The organism is Vibrio alfacsensis (assembly GCF_019670485.1).
GTDB lineage: Bacteria > Pseudomonadota > Gammaproteobacteria > Enterobacterales > Vibrionaceae > Vibrio > Vibrio alfacsensis.
Window position 1 is genome coordinate 70,578 of the sequence record NZ_AP024165.1, and the last position, 11,889, is coordinate 82,466.

12 protein-coding genes are annotated in these 11,889 nt (G+C 46.2%); 7 read left to right on the top strand and 5 right to left on the bottom strand.

Annotation, left to right across the window (positions count from 1 at the left end):
- The first annotated feature begins 96 nt into the window (after window positions 1-96).
- The 4 genes from VA249_RS00340 to VA249_RS00355 all read left to right on the top strand — a co-directional run bounded on the left by VA249_RS00340 (window position 97) and on the right by VA249_RS00355 (window position 3,001).
- Window positions 97-1,104: a substrate-binding domain-containing protein gene (locus tag VA249_RS00340; protein ID WP_221068440.1), complete on the top strand. Its 1,008-nt coding sequence runs from the start codon at window positions 97-99 to the stop codon at window positions 1,102-1,104.
- A gap of 58 nt (window positions 1,105-1,162) precedes the next feature.
- On the top strand, window positions 1,163-2,089 hold the full coding sequence (locus tag VA249_RS00345; protein WP_221068441.1) for a LysR family transcriptional regulator: 927 nt from the start codon (window positions 1,163-1,165) through the stop codon (window positions 2,087-2,089).
- A gap of 202 nt (window positions 2,090-2,291) precedes the next feature.
- On the top strand, window positions 2,292-2,669 hold the full coding sequence (locus VA249_RS00350; RefSeq protein ID WP_221068442.1) for an SMR family transporter: 378 nt from the start codon (window positions 2,292-2,294) through the stop codon (window positions 2,667-2,669).
- Window positions 2,670-2,671: 2 nt separating this feature from the next.
- Window positions 2,672-3,001 carry an SMR family transporter gene (locus VA249_RS00355; protein WP_221068443.1) on the top strand — a complete coding sequence of 110 codons (330 nt, stop codon included), beginning with the start codon at window positions 2,672-2,674 and terminating at the stop codon, window positions 2,999-3,001.
- A gap of 177 nt (window positions 3,002-3,178) precedes the next feature.
- Here VA249_RS00355 and edd read toward each other — a convergent pair whose 3' ends face one another.
- Together edd and VA249_RS00365 are read right to left on the bottom strand one after the other, a co-directional pair.
- On the bottom strand, window positions 3,179-4,975 hold the full coding sequence (gene edd, locus VA249_RS00360) for a phosphogluconate dehydratase (protein WP_221068444.1): 1,797 nt from the start codon (window positions 4,973-4,975) through the stop codon (window positions 3,179-3,181).
- Window positions 4,972-5,493, bottom strand: coding sequence for a gluconokinase (locus VA249_RS00365; protein ID WP_221068445.1), 522 nt, complete (start codon window positions 5,491-5,493; stop codon window positions 4,972-4,974). Before VA249_RS00365 ends, edd begins: the two co-directional genes overlap by 4 nt.
- Window positions 5,494-5,645: 152 nt before the next feature.
- Here VA249_RS00365 and VA249_RS00370 point away from each other — a divergent pair, with 152 nt between their 5' ends.
- Window positions 5,646-7,022 (top strand): GntP family permease, encoded by a 1,377-nt coding sequence (locus tag VA249_RS00370; protein ID WP_221068446.1) that lies wholly within the window; start codon window positions 5,646-5,648, stop codon window positions 7,020-7,022.
- Window positions 7,023-7,031: 9 nt separating this feature from the next.
- Window positions 7,032-7,643, top strand: a complete 612-nt coding sequence (locus VA249_RS00375) for a bifunctional 4-hydroxy-2-oxoglutarate aldolase/2-dehydro-3-deoxy-phosphogluconate aldolase (protein ID WP_128812108.1) — start codon at window positions 7,032-7,034, stop codon at window positions 7,641-7,643.
- A gap of 489 nt (window positions 7,644-8,132) precedes the next feature.
- Here the strand turns inward: VA249_RS00375 and VA249_RS00380 are convergent, their stop codons facing one another.
- The 3 genes from VA249_RS00380 to VA249_RS00390 are packed head-to-tail and all read right to left on the bottom strand — an operon-like array spanning window position 8,133 to window position 10,992.
- A complete protein-coding gene (locus VA249_RS00380) occupies window positions 8,133-8,507 on the bottom strand; it encodes a RidA family protein (protein WP_072610207.1) in 375 nt (124 codons plus the stop codon).
- 47 nt (window positions 8,508-8,554) lie between these two features.
- Entirely contained in the window at window positions 8,555-9,745 is a 1,191-nt protein-coding gene (gene metC, locus VA249_RS00385; RefSeq protein ID WP_221068447.1) for a cystathionine beta-lyase, read from the bottom strand.
- A gap of 11 nt (window positions 9,746-9,756) precedes the next feature.
- On the bottom strand, window positions 9,757-10,992 hold the full coding sequence (locus VA249_RS00390; protein WP_211915633.1) for a dicarboxylate/amino acid:cation symporter: 1,236 nt from the start codon (window positions 10,990-10,992) through the stop codon (window positions 9,757-9,759).
- A gap of 202 nt (window positions 10,993-11,194) precedes the next feature.
- On the opposite strand from VA249_RS00390, the gene VA249_RS00395 reads away from it, so the two are divergent.
- Window positions 11,195-11,824: a helix-turn-helix transcriptional regulator gene (locus tag VA249_RS00395; protein ID WP_080535477.1), complete on the top strand. Its 630-nt coding sequence runs from the start codon at window positions 11,195-11,197 to the stop codon at window positions 11,822-11,824.
- Window positions 11,825-11,889: the final 65 nt, after the last annotated feature.

Consider the following 11,889-nt stretch of genomic DNA (forward strand, 5'->3'; position numbering starts at 1 on the left):
TGCATTTTGATGGTAATTGCGATGAGTGATGGCTTGTCGGAGGGCAGATTAGTCTTCATAATGTTACAAGTAACATTAAGGATGACAAATTAAACAATGGCTCAACAAAACAAAAAAAACAGAACGACACTACAGGATGTAGCCGATAAGGTTGGCGTAACGAAGATGACGGTTTCCCGCTATATGCGTAATCCAGAATCGGTAGCCCAAAAGACTCGAATAAAGATCGCTGAGGTGATCGAAGAATTGGGCTATATCGAAAACCGTGCCCCGGCGATGCTTTCTAAGTCATCAAGTAAAGCCATTGGCATTTTACTGCCGTCTCTTTCAAACCAAATTTTTGCTTCTTTTGTACAAGGAATAGAAACGGTCACTAAGGCCAATGGCTATGAAACCTTACTTGCTCACTTTAGTTATGATGAGCAAGAAGAAGAGCACAAAATTGCTTCTCTGCTTTCCTATCATGTGGACGGTCTTATTCTAACGGAGAGTCTCCATACTCCGCGTACGCTACAGATGATTAAAAATGCAGGCGTGCCAGTGGTTGAAACCATGGAATTGCCAGAAAACCCGATTGATATGGCGGTCGGCTTAGATCATGTTGATGCATCCTACAATGCAGTAAAACGTATACTGGCATCGGGTAAACGTACGGTTGTGTACTTTGGTGCTCGCTTGGATACACGTACCAAACTGCGTATGCAAGGGTATGACCGTGCCATGATCGAAGCCGGGCTAGAACCCAAGCATGTGCTGACGGGAGAACACTCAAGCTTTTCTTTGGCAGATGGCTTGTTAGAACGCGCATTGGAAACCTATCCAGACCTTGATGGCGTGTTTTGTACCAACGACGACATCGCGATAGGTACGTTATTGAGTGCTCAGCATCGAGGCATCAAAGTGCCGGATCAGCTCGCAGTGGTCGGTTATAACGCGCTTGATATTGGCCAAACCATCAGCCCTAAGCTCACCAGCGTGGATACGCCTCGTTTCGAGATCGGTGAAAAGAGTGCCGAGCTATTGATTGCACGTCTAAAAGGTGAGGAGCACGCAGAGACCAAAGTCGATATGGGTTACCGAATTACTGCGGGCGAGAGTGTTTAACTCGTTCTGATTCACGTTCATTTCTATCTAACTATTCGTTTCTGATAAGGACTCGGGCATGCCACACCAACTTGATGCATTGGATCTTAATTTAATGCGCTTACTCAAAGCCGTGGTGGAAAACCGCAGCATCAAGTTGGCGGCGATGCAACTTGGCATTTCGCAACCCAGTGCCAGTCGAGGGGTGATGAAGCTGAAAGATGTGTTTGATGATCCGCTTTTTGTACGTAAAGCGCATGGGGTCGAGCCGTCTCCAATGGCCATTCGCTTAGCGGCAGAGTTCGATAACATGCTATCTCCACTAGAAAAAGTGGTGCAGGAGTTTGCTGAGTTTGACCCGCTAGAATATCAAGGTCAGATTGCGATTGTGACGGACCCTTATCTAATGGATGAGCAAGGTCAGCGTTTATTGCGTGGTTGCCATCAAGCTTTCCCTCAAGCTTCGTTTGTTTTCTCAAGTTGGAATATCTATTCCCAAGACGAGATGTTAGAGGGCGAGCACGACTACTGCATTCTCGACCAAGAAACCGAATTGTCGAAAGACATCTACATGCGTCCGTTGTTTGTTGAAAAACGAGTGATTCTGGCGCGTAAAGACCATCCTACACTGTCGCAAGTCAGCAATGATTGGGATACGGTATCGAAATTACCTTTAGTCTCTCTGCCAGCGCCTGCGTCTTACAACCCTCTGTGTACGGTAGAATCTGAATATCGTCGTATGGGTTACGAACCTGTTGTGCTACTCAAATCCTACAACTTGCGCGTGGCTTGCCAAATGCTACTTGAGACCGATGCCATTATGTACGCTAGCCAAAGTACCGCGCATTTGATGCACGAACTCGCCTCTTACCCGATGCCGATGGTCAATCGCGAATTCAGCCAATTTGTCGTTTCGGGAGGCTATTTACAGACTTACCGCAATCATCCACTGCATCGCCATTTGCATCGAGTGGTGCAGCAAACCCTCAATACACCATTAACGTGATCGTATCGACAAACTACACCCTAAGATATTCAAAAATGAATATCTCAATTACCTATCTGTTTCACTGATGAAAGGTTAACCTGACCACAAGTAGTCAGGAGAAGCGGCTCTTTTTATCTTATCAATTCTTTGAATGTCTGATTTCGAAAGGACATTCACCATTCTCCGTTATGCAGTTTTTTAAATTCTGGGAGGATGAATCATGCTCATTGCACGTCTATTTTTATTGCTCGCGATCGTTGCCGAAGTTGCCGGTACCAGTACGATGTCATTTATCGGTGAAAGTAATGCCTGGGAAGGTTATCTGGTGATGTATGTTCTTATCGCCATTTCATACTACTTCTTGTCCATTGCTGCCAAGAAGATTTCCATTGGCGTGGCGTACGCGACATGGGAAGGGCTTGGTATCGCCTTGATTACCGTGGTTTCTATGGTTCTGTTTGATGCGGATTTAAATACCCAACAGTTATTCGGTCTAGGGTTAGCTATCGTCGGTATCGTATGTGTCACGCTAGGTGAATCACATGGAGAACCTCAACAAAAAGATGAGCGATCACACTCATCGAATGCGAGGTGTTAATCATGAGCCAATTTTTTACCGTTTCATTTGGATTTGTCGTTATGGCGGCGCTGGTCGATATTATGGCCAACATGGCACTGACTCGCTCAAAAGGCTTTAAGCACAAAGGGTGGGGCATTACGTCGATTGTGTTAGTGATGGTCGCATTCACCTTGCTTGCTCAAGCTGTAAAAGAGATCGACCTAGCGATTGCTTATGCCTCTTGGGGGGCGATTGGTATTTTGGGGACTGCGATTGGTGGTGCATTGCTTTTCAAACAAAAGCTTAAGCCGATTGGTTGGTTCGGTATCTTTGTGGTGATTGCTGCCGTTGTGGTGATGAAGACGGCTTGATGTCTTTTGCCTGAATCCTAGATATCGTCATTCTGAACAGCGAGGGACGAGCGTGATTCAGAATCTGCCAACAAAAAGTGCTGTGGTAGAGGTGTTTCCTCTCGCTTCACAGCACTCTGATAGTCGATTCCTGTTCTCGTCTAGACTCGTTTGAATGACGGGGTCTTTCTTTCCGCCTTAAACAATAAAGCTGGCACCATCTTCTGCGCTTGAAACGCTTTGGCGAAGTACGCTGAACAAGCTACGACCCCAAGTTTGTTGAGTTGCCTCTGTATCGACAACTTGTAACTCACGCCCTGCAGTATCATTTAGGTTGTTCAATTCACCGGTTTGGCAATCAACGCGGATGATGTCGCCATTGCGCACCAAGCCAATCGCGCCGCCACGAATAGCTTCTGGAGAGACGTGGATTGCTGATGGAATCTTACCGGATGCACCAGACAGTCGACCGTCCGTCACTAGCGCGACTTTAAAGCCCGCTTTTTGCACGTTGCCTAGGATTGGCATCAGTTTATGCAGCTCTGGCATGCCGTTCGCGGCAGGACCATTGTGAGTTACTACTACAATGCAGTCTTGGTTTAGCTCACCGCGTTTGTACGCCGCTTCCACTTCGTGTTGGCATTGGAACACAATCGCAGGTGCTTCGATGATGCGCTGATCTTCTTTCACCGCAGACACTTTTACCACGGCTTTACCCAAGTTACCGTGAAGTACGCGAGTACCACCGGTGTTTTGGAACGCTTGCGTTGGCGCAGCAATCACTTCGCCGTCTTGGCTGCCATCACATGGTGTCCAAGTCAGCTTGCCGTCGACTAGTGTTGGTAGCGTCATTTGGTCTTCGAATTCGCCGAAGACTGGTTTCACGTCACGGTGAAGCAAGCCTGACTCGTCCAAACGATGCAATAGTGCAGGTACGCCGCCCGCTTCTTGGAACGCGTTCATGTCTGCTGGACCGTTCGGGTAAACGCGCGCCAACAGTGGCACCACTTCAGATAGGTCACTGATGTCTTGCCATGTCAGAATCAAGCCTGCTGCACGTGCCACTGCCAACATGTGGATAGTGTGGTTGGTACTGCCGCCTGATGCTAACAGCGCAATAATGCCGTTGATTAGGCTCTTTTCTGTGACGACTTCAGACAGTGGACGGAAGTTTGCTGAACCTGCATTCATTGACGCGATTTTCAGAGCTGCATGATCGGTCAGCGCCTTACGTAGTTCAGTATGTGGGTGGATGAATGCCGAACCTGGCAGCATCAAACCCATGGCTTCAAACACAAGTTGGTTGGTGTTTGCCGTGCCATAGAAAGTACACGTGCCAGCTGAGTGGTAAGCGCGACACTCCATATCAAGCAGTGCGTCTTTGCCTACTTCGCCCGCCGCGTATTTTTGGCGAACGTCGACTTTCTCTTCGTTGCTGATGCCTGTTGCCATCAAACCTGCTGGCACAAATGCCGTAGGTAGATGGGCGTAAGACAGAGCTCCCATTAGTTGTCCTGGAGCGATTTTGTCACAGATACCCAGAAGCAAAGTCGCGTCGAACACGTTGTGGCTCAGTGAAAGCGCGGTTGATTGAGCAATTAAGTCACGAGAAAACAATGACATGTCCATGCCAGCTTGACCTTGAGTCACGCCATCACACATTGCCGGAACACAGCCAGCAACTTGCGCAGTGTGGCCGTAGCCAGACAGCACTTGTTTGATTTGATCAGGGTAGTGTTGGTACGGCTGGTGGGCACTCAACATATCGTTGTAAGCACTGATCAGAGCCACATTCGAATGAGTAAAGTCGAGGATGTTTTTCTTCTCCGAAGAGCATGATGCTGCAACGGCGTGTGCCAAGTTACCACAAGAGAGGCCGACGCGACCTTTGCCCGCTTTTGCCTGTTCTTCAGTGCGAGCAAAAAATGCAGCGCGTGCTTCTTGACTGCGCTCAACTAAGCGTTGGGTAACGTCTAAAATTACTTGATGAGTCATGCCATTGCCTCGTCTTGCTCTAGAATGAGTTCAGCTGCGTTAGCTACCACTTCTTCGATCGTGGCATCAATATCAACAAAAATGGTGCGAGGTTCGTTCTCTGGGCGCTCAAGCGTTTCAAACTGGCTGTTGACCATGTTCTCTTTCATGAAGTGACCTTGGCGAGCACGCATACGCTCAAGGATCAGCTCTTTGCTGCCGTCTAGGAATAGGAAACTTACGTTCTCATTCCCCTCGCGAATTTGGTCACGATAAATCTTTTTTAGTGCCGAGCAGACAATAATGCCGTGCTCATTTTTGCTTTCTAAGCTATAAGCGGCATCGCGAATTCGTTCTAGCCATGGTTTGCGATCGTCGTCGTTCAGAGGTTGACCAGATGCCATTTTCTGAATGTTTGCTCGTGGGTGAAGGTTATCACCATCAATGAATTTACGTCCTAGCTTTTCTGCTAAGTGTTCACCTATTGTGGTTTTTCCACTCGCACAAACGCCCATAACGACGACACTACTACCAGCCATAACTTATCCTCATAACAAATTTGCGCGTGATCTCAATTTTTGAATTCACTTTAAAATATGGGTTTATCTTATTCATGTTATCGGTAACATGTTACCGGTAACTCAAATAAATGTGAACCACAACACAAACAATAATTCTTTAAGGTGAACTCATGGAACAGCTAACCCAAGCTCCAGACCCTACGTTCCTACTAACGATTGCTGTCCTCGCGATTGCAGCGTTGCTAGTGTTAATTATTAAGCTCAAAGTGCACGCATTTGCCTCTCTTACTATGGTGAGTTTAGGCACTGCGATTGCGACAGGTGTATCTTCTGATCAAGTTGTCCCAACCATGATGAATGGTTTTGGTGGCACACTGGCTTCTGTTGCTCTGCTGGTTGGTCTTGGTGCCATGATTGGCAAAATTTTAGAAGTAACGGGCGGTGCAAAAGTACTGGCTGATACTTTGATTGGACGCTTCGGTAAAGAGCGTGCACCCTTTGCATTGGGTGTGGCTTCACTGCTATTTGGTTTCCCAATCTTCTTTGATGCTGGCCTAGTGGTTATGATGCCAATCATTCTAAGCGTGGCAGCACGCTTTGGTGGTTCGCCAATCAAATACGCGTTACCAGCAGCGGGTGCATTCGCGGTTATGCACGGTTTCGTTCCACCACACCCAGGTCCAGTTGCTGCAGCAGAGTTCCTAGGCGCAAACATTGGTCTACTATTGGTTGTTGGTATCCTAGTGGCGATTCCTACTTGGTACCTAGGCGCTTACCTATTTGGTCTGTACGCAGGTAAAAAATTCGACATTCCACTGTCAAAAGCGTTCTTTAACGGTGATACGCTGGTTGATGAAGCAAAACTGCCAAAATTTAGCACAGTAATGACTATCTTAGTGTTGCCTGTACTGCTTATCTGTCTAGATACAGTATTGAACACGCTAGCGGTTGCGGGTGTGATTGATGGCAAAACAGCATTAGTAGAATTCCTACGCATGCTAGGTAAAACACCAGTTGCACTATTGATTACTCTACTTGTGTGTTTAGCGGTATTTGCGAAAGACTACGGCATGGCAAAGCTTGAGAAGCTGTGTGGCGACTCTCTTGCTCCAATCTGTGGTGTTATCCTTGTAACAGGTGCGGGCGGCATGTTCGGCGGCGTACTACGTGCAAGTGGTATCGGTGATGCACTAGCAGACGTACTAACTGACACAGGTATGCCAGTGATCGTAGCGGCGTTTGTTATCTCTACCTGTCTACGTGTTGCTCAAGGCTCTGCAACCGTAGCACTAACGACAACGGCAGCACTTATCGCACCAGTAGTGGCAGCATCAACCGGTTTGAGCGAGCTAGACCTATGCTTTATCGTTATCGCGATTGCAGGTGGTGCAACAGTGCTTTCTCACTTCAACGACTCTGGTTTCTGGCTAGTATCTCGTCTACTAGAGATGGATGAGAAAACAACGCTAAAAACTTGGACGGTAATGGAAACTTTACTTGGTGGTATCGCATTTATTATCGTAGCAACATTAAGCTTTATTCTTTAGAGGTTACCCATGACAACACTTGAACAACGATTAAGAGAAATCAAAATCGTCCCAGTTATCGCAATCAACGATGTAGCACACGCTCTGCCACTGGCAAAAGTGTTGGTAGAAAACGGTTTACCATGTGCGGAAGTAACATTCCGCACTGAAGCGGCGGCTGAGTCGATCCGCATCATGCGTGAAGCGTACCCAGAACTGCTGATCGGTGCTGGTACAGTACTGACAACAGAGCAAGTGGACATCGCGATTGAAGCGGGTGTGGACTTTATCGTGAGCCCTGGTTTCAACCCAACCACAGTGAAATACTGTCAGCAACGCAACGTGACAATCGTACCGGGTGTGAACAACCCAAGCTTGGTTGAGCAAGCAATGGAAATGGGTCTACGTACCCTGAAGTTCTTCCCTGCTGAGCCATCAGGCGGCGTAAACATGCTTAAAGCACTAACGGCAGTTTACCCAGTGGAATTCATGCCAACAGGTGGTGTAAGCCCATCTAACGTGGAAGATTACCTAGCGCTTAAATCCGTTGTAGCTTGTGGCGGTACTTGGATGGTACCAACAGCAATGATGGACAGTGGCGATTGGGATGGCATTGCAGAATTGGTTCGCGCAGTTAAGTAAAACGCGCAAACGGCTCCGAAATACCCCCGAACGTTGTAAAACGTGAATAGAAAAAGGGTCATCAAGTCATTGATGACCCTTTTTGTTTGCGTGCTATTTGGGGTGTTTTACTCGTCGGTCTGGCGTATTAAGTTGAGGTTAAGTTCGAAAGAGAAGTGGCAGTGAGGCTCCGAGTATCAATGCTGGTTCGCACCTTGTGATATTTGAAATGGAATGGACCAAGGTACCGATATGCTGCTTACCAAGCAAAAGCTCAAAGCAGGCTTCTGCTAAGAATGAATAAAGGATAACAAAGTAACTTGCTAGACAGACAGGCAGGCAAAAAAGATAGATAGACGGGTAGCTCGAGTGATGGAGTGTGATCAGAGGGGGCTTAATTAAGTTTATGGGGCAGAGCTGATATGTGTTAAAGCAGTATATTACGATAGAAAAAAGCCAACAGCATGGTGTCATGTCTGTTGGCTTTAGGGGGATCAGGAGTGAGGTAAGTTACAGCTCAGCGATCAGCTCAATCTCAACAAGTGCATCAAGCGGAAGACGAGCGACTTCTACGCAAGATCGAGCAGGTTTGTGCTCTTCGAAGAACGCAGCATAAGCAGTATTGAACTCGGCAAAGTTGTTCATATCAGAAAGGAATACCGTCGTTTTCACTACTTGAGTTTTTTCACAGCCGGCTTCCGCAAGTACTGCGCTGATGTTCTTAAAGATTTGTTCAGCTTGACCTGTCACGTTGTCTGATGCGAACTTCATTGTTTCAGGGTTTAGTGGAAGTTGGCCAGATAGGTACAACATGCCGTTAGATTTGATCGCTTGTGAGAATGGGCCTACTGCTGCAGGCGCTTGATCAGAAAATACAATTTGCATAGAAACTCCAAAAAAAAGCACCACATCCAACTGTGGTGCTGTCGATATTATTTGTAAATACGGTCGAAGCCTTTCTCTAGGTCTTCAATAAGGTCAGCAACGTTTTCTAGGCCGATATGAACGCGGATAAGTGTGCCTTCAAAGTCTACAGGGTTTGCAGGGCGAATCGCGTTTAGCTCTTCAGGTTGGTTTGCAAGAATCAATGATTCGTAACCACCCCATGAGTAAGCCATAGAGAAATGCTCAAAGTTATCTAGGTAAAGTTCTAGCTCTTCTTGAGACAGTTTCTTGTTCAGCACAAAGCTGAATAGACCGTTACAGCCTTTGAAGTCACGAACATAGAACTCATGACCTTTACAGCTTGGTAGTGCAGGGTGGTTTACTACCGCAACCTCTGGACGAGCTTCCAACCATTTCGCGACTTCGATACTTGCTTGTTCATGTTGTGCAAGACGAATGCCCATCGTGCGTAGGCCGCGTGCCGCTACATAAGCGGTGTCCGCATCAACCATTTGACCCATCAAGTAAGAACGCTCACGTAGGCGATCCCAGCAACGCTCGTTACTTACCGCCGTGCCAAGCATCGCATCTGAGTGACCAATGATGTACTTCGTACCCGCTTGAATAGAGATATCGATGCCGAACTCAAGTGCAGGGAATAGAATGCCCGCAGCCCAAGTGTTGTCGATCATAATGATGATTTCTTCATTGATGGCACGAATCGCTTTCACAATCCCAGGAATATCTTGTACTTCCATCGTGATTGAGCTTGGTGATTCAAGGAAAACCACTTTTGTATTGTCTTGTACTAGTTCTGCGATTTTTTCACCAACACTTGGGTCATAGTAAGTGGTCGAAACGCCCATGTCTTTTAGTACGATGTTACAGAAGTCTTGTGTCGGCTCGTATGCTGCACCTGTCATTAGAACGTGGTCGCCAGATTCAACGAACGCTAGAATCGAGTTAGAAACTGCTGCTGCACCACATGGGTATAGGTAACAACCTGCACCACCTTCTAGTTCACACATCGCATCCTGCAGAGCGAAGTGAGTTAAAGTGCCGCGACGACCGTAGAACAGTTCACCTTTTGCGCGGTTTGCCGTTGCGTGTTTTTTTTGTTGAACGCTGTCAAATACGAGAGAAGACGCACGTTGAATTACTGGGTTTACAGAGCCTTGTAAGAAACGAGGTTTACGGCCAGCAGTTACCAATTTGGTTTCGATATGTTTACTTGTCATTTGTCTGTGTCCTATGCCAGTTGTTCAACAGGTTGAATTTGTTCTTGTTGTTGTGTTTCTTTGCCCATAAAGCGCTCAACGATTTGTGTCGCGTTTAAGTCGTGTACTACGTTTAGTACGGTTGCTGGTGCGTCACATACCGTGCCGATTACAACCAGAACTGGAATTGCTTCAAGTGGAAGACCGAGAGTGGTTACGATGAAGATTTCACCCAAGAATGCACCACCAGGTACGCCACCAATGATGATTGCAGATAGCACTGCGATAACCATCGTCATAGCGAATACATCAAATGTGAACGGTAGGCCTAATACTGCGTAGATGAAGACAACTTTAATCGCTGCAGTGATCGCTACGCCGGATTTGTTTAGGTTTACAAACAGAGGGATACAAATATCGTAAATGTCTTTACGAATGCCCATGTTATCTGCTGTTTTGATCGTGACTGGTAGTGTACCCAGAGATGAGCAAGTACCTAGAGCAGTGATTGAAGGTGCCGCAGCGTATTTCCAGAATTGTTTTACACCATTCACGCCACCACCGATGTACGAGTAAACACACGCACCAACGATGTAGTAAGCCACCATGTAGCCACAAAGTAGGCCAATAACGGTTGCTAGAGGTGCAAGGATCGAGCTGTCTTGTGAAGCCATTGTTGCGGCGAAGAACGCGCCTAGACCAACAGGAGCAAGCTTCATGATTAGGCCAACAATGTTCATTACGATTGCGTTAGCTGCATCGATAAGCTCAGCGATTTTCTTGCCTTTCTCACCAGCTTGACTTGTCGCGATACCTGCAAGAACAGACATGATGATCAATGCAAGGATGTTTGATTTAGATAGCAGACCCACAAAATCATTCGTCGTGAACATGCTTACGAAATCCATACCGCCGCTGCCACCAGTGAATTCTTGGCTTAGATCGATGGTTACACCTTGAGAGATGTCAAACATCTGTGCGATGCCCACGATACCAAGTGCAGGGAAGAATGCCATTGCAATTGAGATAACCAATACTAGGCCAAGGATTTTGCCCAGCTTTTTCAGGTCAGTCATGCTGGCAATCGAAGACATAACACTGAGTGAAACCAAAGGAACGATCACCATGAAAAGAAGGTTTAGAAAGATTTGACCGATTGGTTTTACTTTTAGTGCAAGTTCAGGTGCCGCAATGCCAAAGATGGCGCCAATTATGAGCGCGAGTAGCAAGACGATTGATGAGCGGTATGGCTCTAGCTTTTTCCACATAATGTTTCACTCGTATAATTAAGTATTAACAGATAAAAATTTATCCGTTTGCTTTTCTGTGGAACATTATCGCTAAAAAATTATACGTTGAACGTGATTTTGATCTCCAAAATGAATAAATAATAAAATTTATTATAATTAGTGCGTTTGGTAAGGTTGTTTGTGATAAATTATTATCAAAATATAAAGGAGGGAATGTGGCATGGATTACCTGTCGCTGTATGAACCGATAGTCGATATGTTGGCGGATTTTTTAGGTGAAGATGTTGAAGTCGTATTGCATGATCTATCCGATTTAGAGCAATCAATTTATAAGATTCGTAATGGCCATATTAGTGGAAGAAAAGTTGGCGATCCGATCACTAACTTGGTAGCAAAGTCTCTGGCGACAGATAAGTCGGTGGATTATGAATGTAACTACGTTGGCTTATCGAAAGACAACAAAAAGCTGAAGTGTGCGACGTTCTATATTCGAAATGCAGAAAAGCAAATTGTTGGCGCCATGTGTATTAATATGATGGTGGAGCAGTTTGTTAATGCGAAGCGCTTTATTGATTCTCTGCTGTCCGGTTACCCTACATTTTCTGAAGAGAATCAGATTGATGAGCACTTGGGGGTCAGTATCCCTGAAATGGTCGATATTCGCATTGATAAGGTGCTAGAGGCTTACCCTGTGCCAATTGAAGACTTATCGAAAGAAGACAAAATCACCATCGTAACTGAGTTGAATAATGAGGGTATCTTTTTATTAAAAGGTACTGTCGGTAAAGTTGCGCATAGCCTGAATATCTCAGAACCGACGGTTTATAAGTACTTGCAGCAACTTAAGTGATAGGAGGAGCTAAAATGCTCAAGCCATGTCGCTTTGTGGATGTAAAAAGGGCCATTAATGATGGC